Genomic DNA, 24,151 nt, shown 5'->3' with positions numbered 1-24,151 from the left:
TAAAATTACCTATTAATGGGTGCCTAACGGCCGTCAAATGTTAATAGCGGTTGTAAAATAGTGAGGATTTCTTCGGCAACAACTTCAGCAACAGCGGGCTGCTCGAGCAACCGTTTGATGAGTAACTGAGTTTGCAACGCTGAGTCAAATTGCATAAATGCGCCATCGGCGTTATCCGAGACCACTTGCCAGACAATACAAAGTCGCTGAGCCTCGCTGAGCTGGAGCTCGGTGACTACGACTCGTTGAAACAGGTGCAGTCGGATAGCCGGACTTTTGGGGCGCTGCATCCAGGCGAGCGAATCCGTATACGCATGGTGCTTAAGACGCTGAGTTAATAAGTGCACAAACGCCTCATCGCGTTGCGCATTCGGTGTGGAGTCAAGGCGAGAAGGTTCAAAAAATGCGGTCGCCGAGAGCTGAATATCAAGTACCGAAAAGGTAGTACCTTTATCGATAAAGGATTTAAGCGTGCGCAACCCGCTACGAGTCAGTTGATATGACGTCAATTCAAAAATCTCACTACAAACACGGCATCAGTGGCTGATTTCTATTTTATAAACCGAAAACAAATTTTTCGCACCTGTTTTTATCGGTTTAAATCAACATTTAGCCGTAAGCACTTGACAAAACACCAACCAGAATGACGTTAGGCGTTGTTTGACGTCAGTTGACACATTAACTGACTTTTACGCCGATAGTCGTAAACTTATATCGATATCTTGCATATAGTGATAAAACTAACATTCAAATTTTTAGGTGACTATGCTGATATTAAGCCGAAAAATTGGTGAATCACTCATTATCAATGACGAAATCAAAATTATTGTAGTCAACGCGACAGAAAGGCAGGTCACATTGGGCATCGAAGCACCCAAAGAAGTGCCCATTCACCGCGAAGAAGTGTACCATGAAATAAAAAACAAAACGTAGCGTGCGCATTTTGCGCACGGAAAGATCCGCATGTCGCGCCAAAGGCGCGACTTACCGCACGGAAAGATCCACGTGTCGCGCCAAAGGCGCGACCTACGATGGTGGTGGTATCCACCCAAAACGCACAGGGCCATAGGAGCAGGTATGCATGAAGAACGGCAAATAAAACCTGCCGATTTCGAAAATATACTGAACAACTTAGACGCTGTCGTATACGTGGCTGATACGGATACGCACGAATTGTTGTTCATGAACACCTACGCACTGCGTCATATCGCTCATGCCGATAACTTCTCAGATATTGCTCATTTACCCTGCTATGCGGTCTTGCAAAAAAATCAGACACGTCCGTGCGATTTTTGCACAAACGCAAAGCTACCCGTCAATGGTGATGTGCTAGTCTGGGAGTTTAAAAACACACGTAATCAATGCTGGTACCAGTGCCGCGATAGGTTAATTGAGTGGCATGACGGCCGCTTGGTTAGACTCGAGGTGGCGACCGATATTAGCGAACGTAAGGAAGCCGAAGAGGCTTTGCAGCGCGCTCAAAAAGAACTGACAACCCTGGCCGAAACAGACAGTCTGACTGGCTTGTATAATCGACGTGCATTTTTTCGCTATGTCGATGAATTGATAAAGTTAAGAGTACAAACCGCTTATTTTGCGATTATCTTATTGGATATCGATCATTTTAAATTGATCAACGATCGCTTTGGTCACGAAGCTGGCGATAAATTGCTTTCCGCAATTGGTAAAGCACTGCGTAGTCTAAATAATAAAAATAGCGTTGTTGCCCGAACCGGGGGCGAGGAATTTACCATCGCGGTAACCGGAGCTTCACAAGATGCACTCGTCGCTGTTGCCCACCAGGTGCAAGCGCTTATTTCAGACATCACATTAAATTACTTCGATGCCACCCTCAGTTGTACCGCAAGCGTCGGCATTGCCACAACCAACACACAATCACCAGACATTAACCAAATCATGCGTCACGCCGACCACGCCCTCTACCGCGCCAAAGCCGCCGGCCGCGCCCGCACCGAAATCGCAACGTAGCGTGCGCATTTTGCGCACGGGGCGATGCCAGACGTCGCGCCAAAGGCGCGACCTACGGTGCCGGCGGTATCCACCCACACCGGCGTAGCGTGCGCATTTTGCGCACGGAAAGATCCACATGTCGCGCCAAAGGCGCGACCTACGATGGCGGTGGTATCCACCATCGGCGCACGGGACGATGTCGGTAATGTCCCCCACACCGGCGTAGCGTGCGCATCTTGCGCACGGAAAGATCCGTGTGTCGCGCCAAAGGCGCGACCTACGATGGCGGCGGTATCCACCATCGGCGCACGGGGCGATGCCGGTAATGTCCCCCACACCGGCGTAGCGTGCGCATTTTGCGCACGGGGCGATCCGCGTGTCGCGCCAAAGGCGCGACCTACCACGGGCTTTTGGGTTGATTCTTTGCTATGTTGTTATTTGAATGTTAAATACAATTGGGCATATATGACTGAATACGAACTTTCACACGCATTGCATCGCATCGCGCTGGGCGACAGCTCTGCGTTTGAGCGATTCTATCAAGCCACGTCTCCTAAGCTAATGAGCGTGAGCTACGCAATTCTAAGGGAGCGCACACTCGCTGAAGAAGCGCTTCAAGATACTTATTTAAAAATTTGGCATGCCGCCTCGGATTACCGCAGTGATGCGGGGTCAGTTATGTGCTGGATAACCAGTATGGTGCGCTACCGAGCAATCGATATGCTGCGAAACGCAAATCGTCAACCATTAACCAGCAAAGATATCGAGCAATTACTCGATCAACGCGCCAGCGACAGCCTCCCAACAGCAGCGCCCGATGCCGATAAGCTGGAAAATTGCATGTCGGATCTAGACGGTACACAGCGACAGTCGATTCACCTTGCGTTTTTATATGGTTTGAGCCACCGCGAAGTCAGCGATTATCTAGGTGAAGCCTTAGGCTCAATCAAAAGTTGGATACGTCGTGGCTTAGATAGCTTGAAGAGGTGTTTGCAATCATGAATTACCAAAACGACACACTGATCGATACCCTCGCTCACCGTTATGTTATCGGTCTCATGCGAGGTCAGGCACGCGTTCGCTTTCGTTACCTCATTAGCCAGCACTCGCGCATTGCTCAGCAAGTAACGCTTTGGGAACAGCATCTTAATGGACTTACCGAGCAAATAAGCCCGATGAAACCCCGACCTCAAGTCTGGCAAAAAATACAGCAAACATTATTTAAGCCATCCCAAAATAGCGCTCCTTTTTGGCGTCTCTTTGGTGGTTTGGCGGCAGCCACCGCCGCGGTACTGATGATCGTGGTTGTGCAATTACAAACCCAAACGCCCGAGGCGCCTCCAAGTGATCGCATCGCCCTGATTCAAAGCGAACAGCAACGCACATTGTGGGTACTCAATGTGAAGCCCGACAAAATTCAAGCCACTGCTCAAGCCAATGTTGAGTCACGCAATGATAAAGACTACGAGCTTTGGATGTTGCCCAAGGATGGGAGCGCGCCGGTGTCACTCGGTTTGTTACCCGAATCAACACAGCCAACGGCACTCAATCCACCGGCTGAATTTCAGTTAGCTCGTGTCGGCGCCCTTGCTGTGAGCCTAGAGCCGACGGGCGGTTCCACCACCGGAGCGCCTACGGGGCCGGTCCTCTACACAACAGATATTATAACTTTGTAAAAAAAATTTAGATTTTTTGCATCCAAAACCCGCTCTGGTTCGGATAGGTGATGAATACCTATAAAAACCAGAGAGGGTTGTTATGAAAAACACAGCATTTAAACACTCAGCGCTTGCCGGCGCTGTCGCTCTAACCGTATCGGCCGTGGGTGTGGTAACCAGCCTAGATGCCAATGCTTCAAGCCACCGCGAGGCACCGAATATTTCGCGCTTCCCTGCGCTTGATTCCACTGACTTTTATCTGTTTAACAGTTATGAACCCGGTCGCGAAGATTACATCACTGCCATAGCCAACTATGTGCCACTGCAAGATGCCTACGGTGGTCCTAATTACTTTGCCATGGACCCAGCCGCTGTCTACGCGATCCACTTTGATAGTGACGGTGATGCCCAAGAGGATCTGACCTTTGAGTTCCGCTTCGACCACACCCTGCCTAATGGGGGCGTTAAGCTGCCAGTGGGCGATAAAAATGTCAGCGTACCGCTGAAGTTTATCGGACAAGTTTCGGCAATGGACCAAAGCGCACTTAACTTTAACGAACAGTACAGCGTTAATGTCGTTAGCGGTGGTCAAATGTCTGGGATGTCCTCGCCGGTAACCTCGACGGGCGGTGCTGAATCGTTCACCAAGCCCATCGCGTTTGTCGGTGAGAAAACCTTTGGCAGTGCCTCTGGCTACTCTGATTATGCCAACCAATATGTTTACGAGATCAATATCCCCAACTGTTCTGCGCCCGGCCGTTTATTTGTCGGTCAACGCAAAGACCCATTCGTAGTCAATCTAGGCGAGACCTTTGACTTGGTTAACTACGTACCTATCGAAGCGGGCGCCTTTCCGGGCGGTATCGAACAAAGCGATGCCAATGATGACCTAGCAGACAAAAATGTGAATACTATCGCACTTGAGTTACCGAAGAGTTGTGTCACTGGCAACGGTAATGGTGTCGTAGGAGCATGGACCACCGCCCATGTACCCCAAGCGCGTCTGCAAAACCCAAATGCGAACTTCGAAAAGCCCGAAGTGAACGGAGGTGCGTTAGTGCAGGTCTCACGTTTAGGTGCGCCACTGGTGAATGAACTCGTTATTGGTATCGACGATAAAGACACCTTTAACTCAGCACACCCCAGCGACGATGGTCAATTTGCCGACTATGTGACACACCCGACGTTACCTGTCATTTTAGATGTATTGTTCAACGAGCCGGTGAACGCCACTTTAGGGACCAACATCGATTCACTCGCACCGAGTAATTATCCGCGTACCGATCTCGTTGCCGCATTCTTGACCGGTTTTGAAGGGGTCAACCAACAAGCGACCGTTACCGCTTCCGAGATGTTGCGTTTGAATACTGCTATTCCAGCGACACCGGCCGACCAACAGTCCGCCTTTGGCGTAGCCGGGGATGATTTAGCAGGCTTCCCAAATGGACGTCGTCCAGGAGATGACGTGGTTGATATTGCTTTGCGTGTCGTCATGGGAGCGCTTTGCCACGACATCCCAGTCAACGGCGAGCCCACCAACCTCGGATTCTGTACGCCCGATCAGGCACCCGTGGGTAACGTGCCGTTTACCGATGGTGCGCCAATCGACGCGAGCTACGTGGATACGCAATTCCCTTATTTAAAAACCCCCATTGCAGGTTCACCAAACCAGTAAGCTGAGGAGGGATACATGATGAAGAAACTACATACACTCTCGCTCGCAGCCGCAACGGTGCTTCTTGCCAGTTGCGGAGGTGACAGCGATGACAACTTACCGCCAGCGGCGCGTGACGCTAACTATAGGGTCGAGGCGGATACCACGCTAATGGAGCAATTGAAAGGCTTCGACGGCAACGGCGACGAATTGACCTATTCGTTGGCTTCAGAAGTCGACGTCGGTGAGCTTTCTGTCAGCCCAGACGGTTCTTTTAACTACACGCCGCCCATGGAGTACACCGGCACCGCGATGTTCAGTTACAGCGTCTCCGACGGTGAGTTCAGTGATACCGGTGATGTCATGATTACGGTTGAAGCAAAAACCGTGTCGACTGCAGCCTATGTGCGCGATGCATTTAATCAAGATGAGCGCGCACAGCCACTATCAGTCAATGGCCGTGAGTTTACTGACGATGTGGTAGACACGGCTGAATTCGCCGACTTAGTATCGGAGGGTCAGCAATGATGTTAAACGCGTTGATTTTGATGTCGGGCCTTGTCAGCGCACCATCGGATCAAAGCGACGTACTGTGGCAGCCTCAGGCTGCCGCAGTGCCTACCGATATCACACAAGCTGAAGCGGCATTACAAAAGCATCCCGAAAACATTCATTTGGCCTCAGCGTTGTTGACTGGATACCTTCGCGAGGCACGTATCGAGCAAGGTCATCACTATCTTAATCTGGCGAATAAGCTCATCGCCGACGTGGGATCTGACAACTCGCAACGCGATTGGCTCATCGCCATCGCTGATACATTGCAGTATCAACATCAGTTTGCCGAGGCGCGCACCGTACTTAATCGCGTGCTCGAAGAATCTCCACGCGATGTGCAAGCTCAGCTTATGTTGGCGCGCATCGCACTCACCTTAAACGAAACAGACAATGCCAAACAGCATTGCACCGATTTAATGGGCAGCGCCGCGTTGGGTGTTGTTTCAACCTGTCTACTCGAAGTGCAAGGACGGTCAGGAAACCTTGAGCGCGCCTATACGCGTTTAACACAATTGCACGAACAACAGCCGGGTCAGGCACAATCAGCCATTGCGCACTGGCGGCTACAAATCCTAACGGAGCAAGCTTTGCTGTTAGGTGATTATCAAGCCGCTCAGCGATGGACTGCATCGATGCCAACACCTCTAAACGTGGTCGATAAAAAAAGACGCTTAGACAGCTACTTATGGGATACCGATGCGCAAGTCCCGGATGCACTCATGCTCGACTGCAAGCAAACGCCCGTTGATAGCATCACTATTCGCTTAGCCTGGGCTGAAAAGCGTAATCAAGAGGGCCATTGTTGGCAGGACTATGCGCGTGAGCGGATGCAACTACGCGTGATGCGCGACGAAAAGCTGCACAGCGCCGATATTGCCTATTATTTTACCTATGTTGAGCCCGATGCCGAGCAAGCACGCTATTGGGCACAGCAAAATATAGAAGTGGCACAAGAACCGTTCGATTATCGTTTACTCTCTGCAGCGAACGCGCTGCAACCGACGCAGGAGTCTGCACCATGAGCTCGATTCGCTTTATTTTGTTGTCACTGGTTTTGCTAGTGGGCGTGGTGCCTACAAGTATGGCACATACGTTTAGTACTTCATTCATTAATCTCAAGTCGCAAGCCGACGGCTTGCAGATTCGTTGGCAACTAACGTTCCACGATCTACTGGCATTGAATCAAACCTGGATGCCTGAGGATCGTATTAGTGGTGAAATGCTGAATCAAAATCTAGACAAGTTACAGCTGTTCGCGCAAAAGACACTGATCATCCAATCGCATTCAGAGCCGTGTAAGCTCACACTGGACACAAACACACCTTGGTCAACCATGACCTTCGCCCGTGAGCAATACATTGTATTGGAAATGACCAGCGACTGCCCGCGCGACAAACTATCGAAGCTCGCCGTCAACGACATCTGGCAAGAATTACCCGACCACAAAATAATCGTCGAAAACACCACCCTCGACCAACACACCCCCCACATCACCCCGTAGCGTGCGCATTTTGCGCACGGGGGATCCCCCCACACCGGCGTAGCGTGCGCATTTTGCGCACGGAAAGATCCGCATGTCGCGCCAAAGGCGCGACCTACCGCACGGGGCAAATCCGCGTGTCGCGCAAAATGCGCGACCTACCGCACGGGGCCGATCCGCATGTCGCGCCAAAGGCGCGACCTACGGTGGTGGGGGTGTCGACCATCGGCGTACGGGGGGGATCCACCCACACCGGCGTAGCGTGCGCATTTTGCGCACGGGGGCGATCCGCATGTCGCGCAAAATGCGCGACCTACCGCACGGGGATATCCATCCACACCGGCGTAACGTGCGCATTTTGCGCACGGAAAGATCCGCATGTCGCGCAAAATGCGCGACTTACCGCACGGGGCGATCCACCCACACCGGCGTAGCGTGCGCATTTTGCGCACGGGAAGATCCGCATGTCGCGCAAAAGGCGCGACCTACCGCACGGGGCGATCCCCCACACCGCGTAGCGTGCGCATTTTGCGCACGGGGCCGATCCGCATGTCGCGCATGATGCGCGACCTACCGCACGGGGGATCCATCCACACCGGCGTAACGTGCGCCTTTGGCGCACGGGGCCGATCCGCATGTCGCGCCAAAGGCGCGACCTACGGTGGTGGGGGTGTCGACCATCGGCGTACGGGGGGGATCCACCCACACCGGCGTAACGTGCGCATTTTGCGCACGGGGGCGATCCGCATGTCGCGCAAAATGCGCGACCTACGGCACGGGGCGATATGCATGTCGCGCCAAAGGCGCGACCTACGCGATGGTGTTGATGTCGGCGAGGCGGCCGAATAATGATTGTAATGAATGGGGTTGTTGTGTTTGTTGTTCGGTCCAAGCTATTTCAATGGAGATTTGGTCATACATATCGGCTAAACGTGTTTCAAGACGCTGCAAGACGAATTCAACGGGTGACTCACCAGTCGGATGAATCAATAACACCAACGCTGATACATTATCCAAAGAACATACGTAATCCCATGCCTGCACAGATTGTCGCAAAGCGGCATTAAGCGACGCAACAGGAAACAGTGCACTATCTTTAGGGGTCAATCGAATCAGTGTCGCTGACAAATCAGTATCCCTCACGATCGTAAGCAATCGCTTATAGCGCTCTTCATCAAGACGCGCCAACATATGCTCATGTTTAGAAGTCTCGATAAAATGATGTATTTCGAATTCAACCAAGTGCGCCAGCTTTTCCAAGACCTCAATTGTTTTTAAACTCAAACGTCGAGCGCTTCGGTGTAATGCGCACAAAGAGCCAATAAACAGACCGTTCGAATTGTACAACGGAAAACCGGCATAAAAGTTGAGACCATGACTCAACAAAGGCGAAAGGTTGACTTTCATTCCTGACAAAGCGGTAAAGTTATCGAACGTCGTGGTACGGTTATTTTTCATAACAAACTGTACGAGCGACTGTTTAAGCGGAATAATCGTTTCCTCGACTCCCACCGCGGAACGCACAAACACATGATCGCCTTCGACTAACGATATAAATGCCACATCAAATCGCAAAAAATACTGAATAAAATGCGTAATATAGCTAAAATTAACACTACGTTTCTCGCAAGGGCCCACAATAGCGCGCGCTAAACTGCTGCGTCGTTGACTCGTCGCGGCGGCTTGCTTCATTAACCACGCTTCGGCACGGCTCCCCTCTAAGGGCTTTGCAAACAAATAGCCTTGTAACGTATCACAGCCAATTTGACGCAAATAAGTGGCTATCTCTTCGCGCTCAACCCCTTCAGCCACCGTTTTCAGTCCCAATGATTGCGCCAACTCCACGGTCGCGCGCATAATCTGTTTTGATTCGTCGCTGTATTCATGGGAAAGCACAAAGCTTTTATCAATTTTAAGTTCACTCAGCGGTAACCGGACTAACTGTTTAAGCGACGAGTAACCTGTGCCAAAGTCATCTAGCGAAAATCTAAACCCACGCAGCCTTAGATCAAGTGCACGCTTTAACACATCGGCCTGATCATCCAGCACCGCGCTCTCAGTAATTTCTAATATGATCCGTTGCGGTGGCACGGCATTTTGCTGACACGTCGCCATGAGAAAATCGAGCAACCAGTCTTTACTAAATACAAGTGCCGAAATATTAATCGCGATCGATAAATTATTTAACGCAACACGTTGAATTATCTCGGAGAACCACGTGAGTGACTCAGCGATGGCAAATTGAGTCAAGTCGTCAATCAGTCCTTCACGCTCCGCAAAAATAATGAATTCACTCGGCGGAATGGCGTCTAGTATGGGGTGTTGCCACCGTAACAGCACCTCAACCCCCTCAGGCTCGTGAGTCGGCAGTCCAACCTTGGGTTGGTAAACACAAAAAAATTCGTGGTCACGAATACCTTTTAGCACATCATCACGCGTGTAACTCTGAGCAGCAGGCTGATGAACAGTGCTATTCAAAGATGACGTCAGACGTTGTAAAACGGTTTGTAGCTGATTAACAAAGAATGGCTTTCGAAGCGTACCAATAACTTGTAGCCCTTTTTCTCTAGCGGAAAGCGCGGCAGTCTTTAATAAATTGGAGTCACTCCCGCTCATGATGATTAAAGGCGTTTTAACAGATTCCGCAGCCAATAACGCGGCGACCTCTTCGCCACTCAACAGCGGCATCATTAAATCAACAATCAATAGGTCAAAGGACTCGGCGCAGGCAAGATCAATAAATTGAGTCGGATTACACGTTGATTGTGCTAAACAACCAATGGCATTCAGCATGGTTTCGACCGTCTGACATACCAATGGCTCGTCATCTAGTATCAACACAGAAATTGAATTTTTTTCCACCAGCTTATCCCACACACGAATGATGGCGAGATAATAGACACATGGTTAAAATTTAAACATTGGGAGAAATACCTAATTTAATCCGCCGCGCATTGCGCGCGACATCCGATGCCGGCCCGTGTACGATATCATCATCGTCGTACGTCGCGCCTTTGGCGCGACATCAAATATCGTCCCGTGCGCAAAATGCGCACGCTACGTCTGTGGTTGATACCGCAACCATCGTACGTCGCGCCTTTGGCGCGACAACAAATATCGCTCCGTGCGCAAAATGCGCACGCTACATCTGTGGTTGGTACCGCCACCATCGTACGTCGCGCCTTTGGCGCGACAACAAATATCGTTCCGTGCGCAAAATGCGCACGCTACGTCGGTGGTTGATAACGCAACCATCGTACGTCGCGCCTTTGCCGCGACATCCGATGCCGGCCCGTGTACGATATCATCATCGTCGTACGTCGCGCCTTTGGCGCAACATCAAATTTATCGGAGACAACAATGAAAATTTATTTAATGACCGCATTGCTTGCTTTGGTTATGCCGGCGCAACTTTTAGCCAATACCCAGCAACAAGCCGACACCACGATTAAATACCATACCAACGTTGTCTTCCAACCCAACGATTCGCGCTTCACAGCCGACACAACACTCACGATCCCAGCAGAAAAACTGACGCACCAAGCGATCGCCCTATTGCTCAACAAACAACAGTCAGTGACCGAAATATCCGGTGCACAACTGGCATCCTCAAATATCGAGTCATCACCTCGCGTGCCACCTTGGAACCGAATTACACTGAACTTTAAAAACACCGATCAAAGCAATTATAAGGTCAGGCTAAAATACAGCGGTGCGATCGATGAGGAAGCTGGGCACGGCAACTATATTAACGCACAAGGCGCGCACTTGAGCCTCGATTCGGCATGGCATCCATTTATTGCTGATTTTGCCACCAAAATGACGGGGGCGCTTGCACTCACCGTCCCCTCCAATTGGCGCGTCTACTCGCCTGGACAGCAAGAGAGACCTACCCAAAACACCGTCATGGTCCGCAACCAAATGCCTGCGATTGATGTTGTATTATTTGCTCAGCAATCTCCTCAAGTCATAACAACCGAGCATGTAGAGGTGATTTACCAAGGCATTGACGCAAAACAAGCACAACATCTAGCCGATGACGCTACTCAGTGCCTCACCTCTCTGAACGCTACAATGCGTGCAGAAAATACACTCGATCATGCCGATTTAATTATTCTTGACCGCAGCGGACCCAGCTTTGCACGTGGGCCCTACATATCAATGAGTAAAAGTAGCCTTTCCTCTCGGGAGGCGGACTATCAATACATCTGCCACGAGCTCGCACACAACTGGACACCCTTTGCGGATGCCATGTCTCATGACTATTGGATGATGGAGTCATTCGCTGAGTACATTTCCGCACAGCAGCTCAAACAACGCTTTGGCAAAGAGGCCTACGCCGATACTGTTAAACGTTGGCAAAACTTAGCGAAAGGCGTCGAGTTTGTATGGCGTTCAGATGACCCCAAACGAGCCTCCCATCGCGTCAACTATGGGTTAGGCCCTTTACTGCTTAAGCGGCTTGCCGATCGCATGGGGGCTGATAATTTTGAGCAATTGTTGGCCTGGTATACGGCTCATGAGGTAACGCAAACTGAACAATTGCTTAATAAAGTCGGGGCGCTGACCTCCAAGGAAACGCAGGTTTGGTTCACGCAGCAACTGGCTCAAACAAACCCATAAATCACAGCCCCGTGCGCAAAATGCGCACGCTACGCGGGTGGTGTACGTCGCGCCTTTGGCGCGACATCGGTGACCGATATCACCGCCATCCCGTACGTCGCGCCTTTGGCGCGACATCAAATCCCACCCGTGCGCAAAATGCGCACGCTACGTCGGTGGTTGATATCACCGCCATCCCGTACGTCGCGCATTGTGCGCGACATCAAATCCCGCCACGTGCGCCAAATGCGCACGCTGACTTTATTTTTGCCCCGAAAAATGCACAATACTGACCTTACGCTCAAATAACTGGAATCCACCATGGCAAAGCAACAAAGCATCGTGCTTGAAGCACCCACAGAATCAAATAAAGTCTTACTACACTCGTGCTGTGCCCCTTGCGCGGGCGATGTCATGCAACGAATGGTGGATGCCGGTATTGATATCACCATCTTCTTCTACAATCCGAATATTCACCCTGAAAAGGAGTATTTGATTCGCAAAGAAGAAAACATTCGCTTTGCCGAGAAGTTGGGCATTCCGTTTATTGATGCCGATTACGACAGCCAAAACTGGTTTGAACGTGTGCGTGGTTTAGAGTGGGAACCAGAACGGGGCGAACGTTGCACGGTTTGCTTTGATATGCGGTTTGAACGCACCGCCTTATATGCTCATGAGCATGGTTTTGACGTCATTACGAGCTGTTTGGGAATCTCGCGTTGGAAGAACATGCAACAAATCAACGACTGTGGCGAACGCGCAGCCGCTCGCTACGACGATGTGACATACTGGACGTTCAACTGGCGCAAGCAAGGAGGCTCCAGCAGGATGGTAGAGCTGGCAAAACGCGAACGGTTTTACCAGCAAGAATACTGCGGATGTATCTATTCCTTGCGAGACACCAACCGATGGCGAGTCAAAAACGACCGCAAACGCATCGAAATCGGCGTCCAATATTACGGCTAGGCCTCACCGCCTGTCGACGTACGCCGGCGGTTGATACCGTCGGCATCGTACGTCGCGCCTTGTGCGCGACATTGCGTTTGCCCCGTGCGCAAAATGCGCACGCTACATCGGTGGTCGATATCACCGCCATGCCGTACGTCGCGCCTTTGGCGCGACATCAAATATCGTCCCGTGCGCAAAATGCGCACGCGGCGTTACCGTTTCAACTCGCCCGAAGACGACTCGATATGCGCGCGGACAAACCACTGGAACTGTTCTAAGTCACCGAGCTGACCTGTCAGCATATCCTCTGACACCGGATCAATCTCGCTCAGCTCATCAATGGCTTTGCGGTGGTCACCATTGACGCCGTTGTAGACCTTATCCAGTTCGGATAAATGTTCAGCTACAAGCCCTTTGCCGATTGAATAATCCTTCCAAGAGCGCTTTCTCACAACCGCCTCTGGCGTTCCTTCTGGCACACCACCTAAGGTCGCGATTCGCTCTGCAATGGTGTCTGTCATTTCTCGCACCGCATCAACCTGCGGATCAAGCATTTCATGCACACCTATGAAATTCGGACCCACCACATTCCAGTGAACATGTTTCAAAGTCAGTTGAAGGTCGATAAGCGCAACCAAGCGGTCATCGAGCAGAGCGATAGCCTTTTGAGCAGCATCCTCTTTCAAACCCGGAGCAGTAAATCCAGCGACTTTTGCATTCTCAGTATTGCTCATTATTCCTCCTACCTTTAAATTCCATTCACCTATACCTACGGCATCACCTGCCGATTGGATCGGTCCCGTAGCGTGCGCATTTTGCGCACGGGGCGGGATTCGATGTCGCGCACAATGCGCGACCTACGATGGCGGCGGTATCAACCACCGCGTAGCGTGCGCATTTTGCGCACGGGCGGGATTCGATGTCGCGCACAATGCGCGACCTACGATGGCGGTGGTATCAACCACCGCGTAGCGTGCGCATTTTGCGCACGGGCGGGATCTGATGTCGCGCACAATGCGCGACGTACGGGATGGCGGCGATATCGGTCTCCGGTCGTCGCGCACAATGCGCGACCTACATACCGTATGCTTCTTCGAGCAGCTTTTTATATGTGCTCAGCGTCGACATGTTCATTTCAGCGCGTCGCTCGTCAACGGTTTCTGGGTCTTTAATGGGTTCAAACATAATTTCTCCCGAAACCACTCTAGCCTGTGTACCGTAAATTTGCTTTTTTCCATCGCGGACATAAACACGGTCCGTAAGCAAAGCCACTTGTTCACCCGAAATACCTTCATCAGCCAAATAAGATTGCTTTATTTTTGGCAGCATTCTTTTTTGAAACTCTGTATCAGGTGAATGCTGAATAATTAAAAAAGCGGCACTAACACCCTTTTTTCCCACTTGTTCTGAGTTAACCCACCCTTCTTTTGCAAAGATCTCTTTCAGTCTTTCTGTATTTTTTTTATCGACATTAGCAAGTTTATCAAGCAAAGCTCGGGGCGCATTAGACCAACCCGCTTCTCCCACTTCCTGACGAATAGACTGGTCAACTCTAGCCATATTAACCAGCTCACTTTGTAAATTTGGATTGCTTTGAGCATCCACAAGCAACGGAAACAAAGATATTAAAATCAAAACTAAACGCATATAAAAAGCCTCCATTTTCACAAGCCATGATTAGACACGAACCAATATCAAGCCTCAGCGCGCACGGGCCAACCCCATCGTCGCGCACAATGCGCGACCTACAACACCAACGTAACGTGCGCCTTGGGCGCACGGGGCGGGATCTGATGTCGCGCACAATGCGCGACCTACAACACCAACGTAGCGTGCGCCTTTGGCGCACGGGGACAACCCAACGTCGCGCCATAGGCGTGACCTACTGTATGGTGAACACGACATATACGGTGGCGGATGCGGTCATTTCGCCTATTTCAAAAAGCCCGCCTTGCTGGGGCGCAGCACGAAACCTTACCGATACACCGGCAAGTTCGTTAGAAGACTGACCATAAATTTCTTGCGAGGGTATCAAATCGTAAACACTTTCATCACGTGTTTTAAATTCTGAGATTGAATACACATCTTTTACCTTCTTACCATTTAGCTCAGCAAGTTGTTCGGCTTTTTGACGCGCGTTTTTTAATGCCTCAAACAGCACTTGTTTCTTAATCTCTCGCGGATTCTCAACCTTAACTTCAGCATCTAATGTCTCTGACACGCCCGCATCAACCAGCGATTGATTGAGTTCGTTATATAAGGAAAGATCACGTAACGTAATATCGATACTGCGCACGACGCGCGTGCCTAAATTAATTTCCTCGCCGTTCTTATACTCATTGTGCGGCGCAATTCTAAGTGGCGTCGCTCGAATATCTTCTTGAGCTATTCCCATTTTTTTGACTACTTCAAACAGCTCAACTGACCGCCGATCAACTTCACTTTTGGCGACGGAGGCGTCCTTGTCGGTATGCCTCAAGTACGCGCTAATAACGATTATTTCCGGCTTAACACGTTGTTCAGCATACCCTTCAACATAGATATGAGGAGCATTTGGAATTACATCACTCCATGCTGAGCAACTCACCAAGAACAAAAAAAATAAATATTTTTTCAATGTATACCCTCCATTTATTTTTAATAGCCGAACAAAGTTGCTAAGTTAAAAATCATGTTTGTTATATAAGTGATTCAATATAATGATTAATCAATTCAAACTGCATATTTTTATTATCTGTTTACTATTAACCAATTTAGTAGCTTGCACAACAACTAAAGAAAATAATGTAGCAACCTATTGTTATTCAACTGAACAAGCAGCCGTCGCAGCAGGTTCAAAAGTAATAAACGATATGCTTCGCGAATATCGGCTGAGAACAGATGGCCGTCCAGGCTTCGGTGTAAGCTATAACACCAAAGACAACGAATGTGGCAGTAACTTAGGCGCGGTAGTCATGAAGCCTCCACACGAAACGAACGATGAAAAAGGCGCCGAAATCATCGCCATCTCTCGTAATATTTTCACAAAACACATGGAAACAACCGATTACCAATATAAAATTTAGGCGTAGCGTGCGCATTTTGCGCACGGGCGGGATCTGACGTCACGCACAATGCGCGACGTACAACACCGACGTAACGTGCGCCTTTGGCGCACGGGCGGCGTCTGATGTCGCGCACAATGCGCGACCTACGGAATGGCGGTGATATCCAAAAAGCGGAACAACACAAACATGTACGACATCAAAATACGAAGCTATAAATCGACCGATGCGGCAACATTGCGAGATATATTTTTCGACACAGTGAGAAACATCAACATCAAAGACTACTCGCAAGCACAAATCGAAGCCTGGGCACCAAGAGATTACGATTCGAATGAGTGGGCACGTAAGATGAATAAAATCGCGCCATACGTTGCAGAATTAAACGCCGATATCGCAGGTTACGCAGATCTTCAGCAAGACGGTCTTATCGACCACTTTTTCTGTCACCACAAATATCAGCGAAAGGGCGTAGGCGGCGTGCTCATGCAGCAGATAATAGGTGACGCGAAAACCCGCGGGATCAGTAAGCTTTACTCACATGTCAGCATCACCGCACGCCCCTTTTTCGAGCGCTTCGATTTTATCGTAAGCACATCACAACACGTCAAAGTGCGCGGTGAAGAGCTACAAAACTTCATCATGGTAAAGCCGGTTTAATAGCAATGTCGCGCACAATGCGCGACGTACGGAATGGCGGTTATATCAACCACCGACGTAACGTGCGCCTTTGGCGCACGGGCGGGATCTGATGTCGCGCACGATGCGCGACCTACACCACCGACGTAACGTGCGCCTTTGGCGCACGGGCGAGATCTGATTTCGCGCACAATGCGCGACCTACACCACCGGCGTAGCGTGCGCCTTTGGCGCACGGGGCGGGATCTGACGTCGCGCACAATGCGCGACCTACACCACCGGCGTAACGTGCGCCTTTGGCGCACGGGGCGGGATCTGATGTCGCGCACAATGCGCGACCTACACCACCGGCGTAGCGTGCGCATTTTGCGCACGGGCGGCATCTGATGTCGCGCACAATGCGCGACCTACAACACCGGCGTAGCGTGCGCCTTTGGCGCACGGGGCTATCCCGATGTCGCGCACGATGCGCGACCTACGTACACGATTTTAAAATGTTGTGGTGGGACTTTTGGTCTTAAATAAGCGGCATGAAAAATGTTCGTCGCTATTTCGAAGACGGTTACTATTTTTTTATTACCGTCGCTACTCAAGGTCGCAAGCCTCACCTAACGCGCCAGCCCGTCATTCAGGCGCTGCGTAATGCTGTGCGAACGACCATGGCATCCCACCCTTTTGATATTCAGGCGTGGGTTGTCTTGCCCGATCATATGCATCTATTGATTGGTGTTACCGATCAGAAGGTCGACCTGCGCATTAGAAAAATTAAAGCGCTCACCACTCGCGCCCTACCCGAATTTTCTTATAAAAATTCACAAAAAAATTTTTCCAAACGACGCCGACGTCAAGGTAGCCTTTGGCACAATAGATTCTACGACCGAATCATTCGTAATGAGCAAGAGCTCTACATGTATACGCTGTATTGCTGCTTTAATCCTGTCAAACATGGCTATGTCAAGAATGCCTTAGAATGGCCTTACTCCACCCTTAACACGTATTTAAAGCAAGGTCGTTACCCAGAATCATGGCAATACATCACAGATGCATGGGTGGACGACAATTTCGCCGATTACGACATGTGGTAGCGTGCGCCTTAGGCGCACGGGCGATATCCAGCGTCGCGCACAATGCGCGACCTACGTCGGGTTGAACGTTCGACATCACCGTAGCGTGCGCATTATGCGCACGGACGATATCCAGCGTAGCGCACAATGCGCGACCTAAGGACGAATCAAAAACTTTTATTTAAATACGAATCGTTTTCATTTATGATCCGCTCGTGAATACACATTCAGGAGTGGACAGGGATATGACGATTCAAAAAACAGTGATGGCATCAAGCATTCTCGTTGCATTAGCAAGCAACTACGCTGCAGCTGAAGAGCAGCAAACTAAAAAAGAAAAAGAAGACATGATGGAGACAATTGAAGTGAGCTCACGCGGGCTGATTTCATACGTCAGTGCGACCGGCTCCAAGTCCGATACACCTATCATTGAAACTCCCCTCTCAGTTTCCGTATTGACGGAGGCGCGTATTGAGGACTTAGGCGCCGTCACCGTTCAGGACGCCATTGGTTATGTGGCAGGACTTTACAATGGCCCATACGGCGTTGATACGCGAGGCGACTGGGCACAAATACGTGGTGTCTCGCCGGTACAATACTTAGATGGTTTAAAGTCACTCTTTGGCTACTACAACAACGTCCGCATTAATCCTTATTCACTCAGCCAAATTGAAATATTAAAAGGCCCGAGCTCTGTACTCTACGGTCAGGGCTCTACCGGTGGTATTATCAACCTAGTAAGTAAACGTCCCCAAGCCGAGACTCAAGGCGAACTTTGGGGTCAACTCGGTAATTATTCTCGCAAGCAAGTCGCTGGAGACATTACAGGCGCACTTAATTCCGATGCCTCACTTACAGGCCGTTTAGTTGGACTTTATCGTGACAGCGACACACAAACCGATTATGTTCCGGATAATAGCCTCGTATTAAATCCATCCCTCACTTGGCACGCATCAGACGAAACTAAAGTCACTTTAATTGCCAATATTCAACGTAATGAATCAGGCTCAAGCACGCAGTTTTTCCCTTGGCAAGGCACCCTGTTTCCCAATGAGTTTGGTCAAATTGATAGCTCAACCTTTGTTTCAGAGCCGGGTTTCGATAAATACGACACCGAACAAGACGCATTGACTGCGATCATCGAACATGACATCAACTTGAACTGGCATATTCGATTAGCCAGTCGTTACAGCGAGAGCAACGCCGAATACAACACAATGTACGGCTGGCCCCCTAAATTTGCAGAAGATAACCGTACTGTCGACCGAGTCTCGTACCTCTCACGAGCCAATGCGCGTGCCTGGACATCGGATCTTCAACTTCACGGCTCCATCACAACAGGCCTCATCGAGCACGATTTAGTGTTTGGTCTCGATTTCCAAGATGCCTACACCGATAACGACTACGCTTACGGTGCTAATAACACACTTGACGTGTACGACCCGGTCTACGGTGAAGCCACGGGCTTACCCACCGAGGCGGATATCACTGATTTTGCGTCAACTAAGAATTACCAACTTGGTTTATACGTACAAGATAACATGCGCATTGACGACAAATGGCTCGTGTCAGCCGCGTTACGTCGTGATCGCGCAACCACTAATCCTGAAAACAGCGCCGCCAATGAGCAATATGCTACGACGGGTCGTTTAGGATTAATGTACCTGTTTGACGGTGGTATTTCGCCGTATGTAAGCTACAGCGAATCGTTCCAACCAGTGTTCGGTCGCGATGCGTATAACAACCCATTCGTACCTATCGAAGGTAAGCAATGGGAGGCGGGAGTGAAATACCAGCCGCAAGGCACGGAGCATTTAATTACCGCATCGGTCTATCGTATCAAGCAAGAAAACCTACAGGTACAAGTCAACGATCCCGAGGCACCTAATTCAAGTGGTCAAGTGCAAATGGGTGAAGTCGAAATTGAAGGTGTCGAGCTCGAAGCGCAGTTAGCCTGGGACTTTATGGATGTTTATGCGAGCTACGCCTACAACGATGCCGCCGATATTCTGACAGCCACACCCGATCATCAGGCATCTGTTTGGGCAACATACCGCCCTGATAGCTGGGGTGGCTTTAAAATCGGCGCAGGCGCACGATATGTGGGTCATACCTCGGGGGGGTTTGGCGTTTATAACGGCAACAACGTGTTGCTCGAAACTCCAACTTACACGCTTGTTGATGCGATGATCGGCTACGACTGGGACCAATACTCGGTCAGTGTCGATATCGACAACCTGACCGACAAAACGGTACTCACATCATGCCTAAGTCGTGGCGACTGTTTCTACGGTCAACAACGTACCATCATGGCCAATTTCCGGTATAAATTTTAACAATCGGGCGGTGCCGTGCGCCTTGGGCGCACGGCGCGGATCTGATGTCGCGCCAAAGGCGCGACCTACGTCGGGTTAAACGTTCGACATCACCGTAGCGTGCGCATTGTGCGCACGGGGCGGCATCGGTTGTCGCGCCAAAGGCGCGACCTACGTCGGGTTAAACGTTCGACACCACCGTAGCGTGCGCATTGTGCGCACGGGGCGATACCGGTTGTCGCGCCAAAGGCGCGACGTACGTCGGGTTAAACGTTCAACATCACCGTAGCGTGCGCATTATGCGCACGGCGCGGTATCGATTGTCGCGCCAAAGGCGCGACCTACGTCGGGTTGAACGTTCGACATCACCGTAGCGTGCGCATTATGCGCACGGCGGGGTATCGATTGTCGCGCCAAAGGCGCGACCTACGTCGGGTTAAACGTTCAACATCACCGTAGCGTGCGCATTGTGCGCACGGCGCGATATCGGTTGTCGCGCCAAAGGCGCGACGTACGGGATGGCGGTGGTGTCGCACACCGGCGCACTGGGCGGCATCGATTGTCGCGCCAAAGGCGCGACCTACGAACAACCGTTTTTGACGTCTAACTCGCTAAGATCTATGTCGTCTAAAAACAACAAAAATTCATCGCTTTGGTCGATTTTTAGATAAACGTCAAGCTCCGAATCCTTCCAAGCAGAACCACCGCTTTGACATGCCGAGATTAATCTGACATTTATGCTGCCAGCTCCGCCTTCCTCATGCTGGCGGCGATACTCACGAATTGCTTTTTGTCCACTCTTCATGTGTTGAGCATCAGCCTCAGATAAACGCATTACGGTAAACTGCTCGTCGTTCTCAAGCTCGTCTTTCAGCTCCGCGGATAACGCGTAATCTGAATCAACTATAACCGGAAAAGTATAGTTAAAGCTGCTTTCAGGTTCGCCTGTTCTAAAACTAAAATCTAGCACTACATCACCGTCGTTGACACTGACTCCAACCGGAGATTTCACTGCCACAATGATCTGGTTCGGGTCCGCCTCTAAAGGATTAAGATCCATTAATTTAACCATGGTGCTTAACGGAATACTGCTACAAGCAGAAACAAGCGAGACCATACCTACAAGCAAGAACGTTTTTAAATTATTCACAGTGCATCCTAAATTATCATGAGAAAATGTTGAATAAATGTTTTTTGAGAAAGGTGTGACTGTAAATAAACTGAAAAGTTTCCATCATGATCGTCGCGTGTTGCGTGCGCCTGGGGCGGTATTTGATGTCGCGCCAAAGGCGCGACATACGGGATGGCGGCGGTATCGCACACCGGCGCATGGGACGGTATTTGATGTCGCGCCAAAGGCGCGACGTACGTCGGGTTGAACGTTCGGCATCACCGTAGCGTGCGCATTTTGCGCACGGGGCGGTATCGATTGTCGCGCCAAAGGCGCGACCTATCGGGGTAAACGGTCGAACACGGGGGTTTTGATGTTGGGGTTATCCCAATGTGCGCGGCTGGATGAGAAAATATGTGCGGTCGGACGGATGTCGAGATCTGTGTCTAGGCTACCGGCTGGAACCACGAGCAAACCCGCGATTTGTGTGTTCGGCACGGCCGATCCGCAGTGCTTACAAAAGCTTTTATGATGCCGCGTACCGGTTAATGTGAAAGAGGTGACTGCGTCGGCGCCAGAATGCCAAAAAAGACGAGCCGATTGAGAGAACAAATTAGCCGCGTGGGCAGAGCCGCTATCCTTTTGACAATGCTGGCAATGGCACAGATAAAAGCTATCAAACGCGCCTTGGACCTCGAATTTCACGGCCCCACATAAACAAGAACCTTGATGTTTATTCATTTGTTCTCTCCTTATCGTGCCAGCATCGGTTGTCGCGCCAAAGGCGCGACGTACGGGGTGGTGGCGATATCGCACACCGGCGCACGGGGCGGCATCGATTGTCGCGCCAAAGGCGCGACCTACAGGTCGATGATGCCTTGTTCGATGTAGACGACTATGCCGGCGTTGCCGCCGATGTGGAAATTAGAATAGCTGACTTTTCCTTTTTCTTGTAATAAGGCATAGTTGGCGGTTTCATGAAGCACGGAAAATTTTTCTTCGTCGGCTTTGGTGGTTTTGAAAGCATCTAATGCAATGTCTTTTGAGGCATAGCGAATTTGCTTAGAGGTCACCAAAATTTGTTTGGCTTCTTTATCGTATAAAAAGCTGATGATAAATGTGCCGCTATCGCTGGTGTTGATATATTGTTCGACAAACGTAACGCCCGGATCTTTTATTTTTGAGGACTCTAGGTCGTTATAGCCTAACCAATATGAGTTCCAGTTTTTTGTATCAAATACAAAGTCGATACGGTCGTATATTTTTTTCTCAACCTCTGTGCTCGGTTCGAGTTTAAGAACTTCTACAATTTGCTTAATCAGTTTCTTTTCACCGTCTGACGCAGTCGAATATTCGTCGACAGCGAATGCACGAGGGGTGATAAGTAATACCGAAACGATTAAAAACCAACGAAACATATTAAATTTCCCATTCAAAAAAATAGGATGATAACATAGACTTAACAATATTATCATCCTGATATCGTTCAATTTTTTGTTGTCATCAGAGATCGATTGTCGCGCAGAATGCGCGACGTACGTCGGTGGTGGCATCAACCCTCGGCATCGATTGTCGCGCCAAAGGCGCGACTTACGACGACGTCGTATCAACCCCACCGTAGCGTGCGCATTGTGCGCACGGAGCGGCATCGATTGGCGCGGGGCGACACCCGTGCCGCCGACGGTATCACCTACATCACCGCCACCAATGCCGGAAGCGGCGAATACCAGAGGCTCACACTTTCATATCAATATCGCTGGGGCGACCACGAGTTTTGGTTACACACCAGCCATAGTGAAAACCTCACCTCCAGCCGCTCCTACGACAGCAGTGTCGATGCCGTACCCGAGGATGAAATCGTCGCCTACGTCAGCGGGGCGAATATCAACAGCCGCATCGACCTTATCAGTCTCGATGATCTAGGTCGGCTGAATGATGACTTTAGTCGCCCCGTTACCGCGAACTTATCCATACACAGCCAATGGACAGACGCTTTTAAAACCAGTCTCAACGTCAGTTATCAAGGCGCCTACACCAGTGCGGTGGATACCGGCGAGTGGTACTTTGCCGAGCGCAATACCTTTTGTACACAGTGTGAAGATCTAGAACTCGCGTATCCGGTCTATCAGGACATACATCGGCCAGCACGGACATTAGTCAACGCGAACCTGCAATATCAACTGCGTGCGTTTAACCAAGCCATTAAGTTGAGCTTAGAAATCGATAACCTACTCGACCAACGCACATACGCAGTGGCGAATAATCAGCAAGGCGTGGAAACAGGCAGAAGTTTTTGGGTAGGACTGGAGTACACATGGTGAAGAAGTGCTTAACACATATCGGCTATCCGTTGGTCATTGCTATCGGGCTCGTCGTCCCCGCGCACGCAGCCCAGCAGTCACCCACAACCGAGACACTTTGGCAACGCTACCTTAAGCCGCAATCCCAGTGGCCAGCACGTGCACAAGCAGCAACCGATGACCTCGCACCGCTGCCCGATCCAAAGCCACTGCGCGATCAGCTTAATCGCGATCGTGTGGCGCTCGGTAAAAAGCTGTTTCACGATACCCGCTTATCAGCGACCGGTGAAGTCAGTTGTGCCTCGTGTCACGATGCCGGTCGAAGACCCCGTCGAGATGGCACATAATACGCGCACCATCGCACGACAAGTCGCACAATACCCCGACTATCGCGCGCTACTCGCACCATTGACACGTACCCCCGAGACAATAAGCTGGGAGCTACTTGCCGAATCGTTAGCAGAATTCCAGCGCACGTTAATGGATGACCCCAAGACACAACCGCTCGATTCCTTTTTATTGGCGATAGAGGCAGGTGACTGGCAAAAAGCCAAAAATGCACTCACAGACCAACAATTGCAAGGCTTACACTTATTTCGTACCAAAGCCGGTTGCATCAAGTGTCATAACGGACCGTTACTGTCGGACCAACGCTTTCATAATACCGGGTTGCACTATTTTGGAAGGAAATTTGAAGATCTCGGACGCTACGTATGTAGCGTCAATTACCTTGGCCGGTTTTCCGGCAATTATCCTGGCCGGTTGATACCGATTTTTAACTACCGTTGCTCATTGCCATTTTGCGACGGT

General features: G+C 50.4%; 25 protein-coding genes and 1 pseudogene. 17 read left to right on the top strand and 9 right to left on the bottom strand.

The features are described from left to right. Positions 1–23 precede the first annotated feature (23 nt). Positions 24–509 (bottom strand): hypothetical protein, encoded by a 486-nt coding sequence (locus AWU56_RS09505; protein WP_286682362.1) that lies wholly within the window; start codon positions 507–509, stop codon positions 24–26. Between the two features lie 256 nt (positions 510–765). On the opposite strand from AWU56_RS09505, the gene csrA reads away from it, so the two are divergent. The 8 genes from csrA to AWU56_RS09465 all read left to right on the top strand — a co-directional run bounded on the left by csrA (position 766) and on the right by AWU56_RS09465 (position 7,339). Next, positions 766–933: a carbon storage regulator CsrA gene (gene csrA / locus AWU56_RS09500; RefSeq protein WP_286682361.1), complete on the top strand. Its 168-nt coding sequence runs from the start codon at positions 766–768 to the stop codon at positions 931–933. A 144-nt stretch (positions 934–1,077) separates the two neighbouring features. Continuing rightward, positions 1,078–1,989, top strand: a complete 912-nt coding sequence (locus tag AWU56_RS09495) for a GGDEF domain-containing protein (RefSeq protein WP_286682360.1) — start codon at positions 1,078–1,080, stop codon at positions 1,987–1,989. Positions 1,990–2,133: 144 nt separating this feature from the next. Continuing rightward, positions 2,134–2,973, top strand: a complete 840-nt coding sequence (locus AWU56_RS09490; protein WP_286682359.1) for a sigma-70 family RNA polymerase sigma factor — start codon at positions 2,134–2,136, stop codon at positions 2,971–2,973. Next, positions 2,970–3,647 carry an anti-sigma factor gene (locus AWU56_RS09485; RefSeq protein ID WP_286682358.1) on the top strand — a complete coding sequence of 226 codons (678 nt, stop codon included), beginning with the start codon at positions 2,970–2,972 and terminating at the stop codon, positions 3,645–3,647. Before AWU56_RS09490 ends, AWU56_RS09485 begins: the two co-directional genes overlap by 4 nt. A gap of 82 nt (positions 3,648–3,729) precedes the next feature. Beyond that, complete coding sequence (locus AWU56_RS09480; protein WP_272977806.1) at positions 3,730–5,304, top strand: DUF4331 domain-containing protein; 1,575 nt, start codon at positions 3,730–3,732, stop codon at positions 5,302–5,304. Between the two features lie 15 nt (positions 5,305–5,319). Continuing rightward, a complete protein-coding gene (locus AWU56_RS09475) occupies positions 5,320–5,811 on the top strand; it encodes an Ig-like domain-containing protein (RefSeq protein ID WP_286682357.1) in 492 nt (163 codons plus the stop codon). Beyond that, entirely contained in the window at positions 5,808–6,860 is a 1,053-nt protein-coding gene (locus AWU56_RS09470; RefSeq protein ID WP_286682356.1) for a tetratricopeptide repeat protein, read from the top strand. The genes AWU56_RS09475 and AWU56_RS09470 overlap by 4 nt, the downstream gene beginning before the upstream one ends. Then, on the top strand, positions 6,857–7,339 hold the full coding sequence (locus AWU56_RS09465) for a hypothetical protein (RefSeq protein ID WP_286682355.1): 483 nt from the start codon (positions 6,857–6,859) through the stop codon (positions 7,337–7,339). Before AWU56_RS09470 ends, AWU56_RS09465 begins: the two co-directional genes overlap by 4 nt. Positions 7,340–8,128: 789 nt before the next feature. Here AWU56_RS09465 and AWU56_RS09460 read toward each other — a convergent pair. After that, on the bottom strand, positions 8,129–10,180 hold the full coding sequence (locus AWU56_RS09460; RefSeq protein WP_286682354.1) for an EAL domain-containing protein: 2,052 nt from the start codon (positions 10,178–10,180) through the stop codon (positions 8,129–8,131). Positions 10,181–10,678: 498 nt separating this feature from the next. Here AWU56_RS09460 and AWU56_RS09455 point away from each other — a divergent pair, with 498 nt between their 5' ends. Together AWU56_RS09455 and AWU56_RS09450 are read left to right on the top strand one after the other, a co-directional pair. Next, positions 10,679–11,941, top strand: coding sequence for a M1 family aminopeptidase (locus tag AWU56_RS09455; RefSeq protein WP_286682353.1), 1,263 nt, complete (start codon positions 10,679–10,681; stop codon positions 11,939–11,941). A gap of 300 nt (positions 11,942–12,241) precedes the next feature. Beyond that, on the top strand, positions 12,242–12,886 hold the full coding sequence (locus tag AWU56_RS09450) for an epoxyqueuosine reductase QueH (RefSeq protein ID WP_006955007.1): 645 nt from the start codon (positions 12,242–12,244) through the stop codon (positions 12,884–12,886). Here AWU56_RS09450 and AWU56_RS09445 read toward each other — a convergent pair. From AWU56_RS09445 to AWU56_RS09430, 4 genes are all read right to left on the bottom strand, one after another. Continuing rightward, a complete protein-coding gene (locus AWU56_RS09445) occupies positions 12,883–13,044 on the bottom strand; it encodes a hypothetical protein (protein ID WP_286682352.1) in 162 nt (53 codons plus the stop codon). The two genes, AWU56_RS09450 and AWU56_RS09445, sit on opposite strands and share 4 nt — an antisense overlap. A gap of 36 nt (positions 13,045–13,080) precedes the next feature. Beyond that, entirely contained in the window at positions 13,081–13,602 is a 522-nt protein-coding gene (dps, locus tag AWU56_RS09440) for a DNA starvation/stationary phase protection protein Dps (protein ID WP_040487759.1), read from the bottom strand. 340 nt (positions 13,603–13,942) lie between these two features. After that, positions 13,943–14,515: a DUF6624 domain-containing protein gene (locus AWU56_RS09435; protein ID WP_286682351.1), complete on the bottom strand. Its 573-nt coding sequence runs from the start codon at positions 14,513–14,515 to the stop codon at positions 13,943–13,945. 235 nt (positions 14,516–14,750) lie between these two features. Beyond that, positions 14,751–15,485, bottom strand: a complete 735-nt coding sequence (locus AWU56_RS09430) for an SIMPL domain-containing protein (RefSeq protein ID WP_286682350.1) — start codon at positions 15,483–15,485, stop codon at positions 14,751–14,753. An 82-nt stretch (positions 15,486–15,567) separates the two neighbouring features. Here AWU56_RS09430 and AWU56_RS09425 point away from each other — a divergent pair, with 82 nt between their 5' ends. The 4 genes from AWU56_RS09425 (at position 15,568) to AWU56_RS09410 (ending at position 19,951) form a co-directional block, all read left to right on the top strand. Then, positions 15,568–15,933 carry a hypothetical protein gene (locus AWU56_RS09425; RefSeq protein WP_286682349.1) on the top strand — a complete coding sequence of 122 codons (366 nt, stop codon included), beginning with the start codon at positions 15,568–15,570 and terminating at the stop codon, positions 15,931–15,933. 168 nt (positions 15,934–16,101) lie between these two features. Further along, positions 16,102–16,572 carry a GNAT family N-acetyltransferase gene (locus AWU56_RS09420; RefSeq protein ID WP_286682348.1) on the top strand — a complete coding sequence of 157 codons (471 nt, stop codon included), beginning with the start codon at positions 16,102–16,104 and terminating at the stop codon, positions 16,570–16,572. Positions 16,573–17,081: 509 nt separating this feature from the next. Next, on the top strand, positions 17,082–17,636 hold the full coding sequence (locus AWU56_RS09415; protein ID WP_286682347.1) for an REP-associated tyrosine transposase: 555 nt from the start codon (positions 17,082–17,084) through the stop codon (positions 17,634–17,636). A 224-nt stretch (positions 17,637–17,860) separates the two neighbouring features. Further along, the gene (locus tag AWU56_RS09410) at positions 17,861–19,951 is read left to right on the top strand and encodes a TonB-dependent siderophore receptor (protein WP_286682346.1); all 2,091 of its coding nucleotides are present in this window, start codon (positions 17,861–17,863) and stop codon (positions 19,949–19,951) included. 559 nt (positions 19,952–20,510) lie between these two features. On the opposite strand, the gene AWU56_RS09405 is transcribed toward AWU56_RS09410, so the two are convergent. Continuing rightward, on the bottom strand, positions 20,511–21,080 hold the full coding sequence (locus AWU56_RS09405; protein ID WP_286682345.1) for a hypothetical protein: 570 nt from the start codon (positions 21,078–21,080) through the stop codon (positions 20,511–20,513). A 55-nt stretch (positions 21,081–21,135) separates the two neighbouring features. Between AWU56_RS09405 and AWU56_RS09400 the strand changes: the two genes are divergently transcribed. Continuing rightward, positions 21,136–21,309, top strand: a complete 174-nt coding sequence (locus tag AWU56_RS09400; protein WP_286682344.1) for a hypothetical protein — start codon at positions 21,136–21,138, stop codon at positions 21,307–21,309. 71 nt (positions 21,310–21,380) lie between these two features. Here AWU56_RS09400 and AWU56_RS09395 read toward each other — a convergent pair whose 3' ends face one another. Then, the gene (locus AWU56_RS09395; RefSeq protein ID WP_006954998.1) at positions 21,381–21,782 is read right to left on the bottom strand and encodes a GFA family protein; all 402 of its coding nucleotides are present in this window, start codon (positions 21,780–21,782) and stop codon (positions 21,381–21,383) included. A 119-nt stretch (positions 21,783–21,901) separates the two neighbouring features. Beyond that, positions 21,902–22,459, bottom strand: coding sequence for a hypothetical protein (locus AWU56_RS09390; protein ID WP_286682343.1), 558 nt, complete (start codon positions 22,457–22,459; stop codon positions 21,902–21,904). Positions 22,460–22,555: 96 nt separating this feature from the next. Between AWU56_RS09390 and AWU56_RS09385 the strand changes: the two genes are divergently transcribed. Together AWU56_RS09385 and AWU56_RS09380 are read left to right on the top strand one after the other, a co-directional pair. Then, positions 22,556–23,362 carry a TonB-dependent receptor gene (locus tag AWU56_RS09385; protein WP_286682342.1) on the top strand — a complete coding sequence of 269 codons (807 nt, stop codon included), beginning with the start codon at positions 22,556–22,558 and terminating at the stop codon, positions 23,360–23,362. Continuing rightward, positions 23,356–24,151: pseudogene (locus tag AWU56_RS09380) on the top strand (cytochrome-c peroxidase); the annotation flags it as partial. The gene AWU56_RS09385 and the pseudogene AWU56_RS09380, both read left to right, overlap by 7 nt.

The sequence above is a fragment of the Idiomarina sp. T82-3 genome, from assembly GCF_001577655.1.
GTDB classification, from domain to species: domain Bacteria; phylum Pseudomonadota; class Gammaproteobacteria; order Enterobacterales; family Alteromonadaceae; genus Idiomarina; species Idiomarina baltica.
Note: the sequence above shows the minus strand (reverse complement) of the source record. Positions and strands in the feature narration are given on the sequence as shown.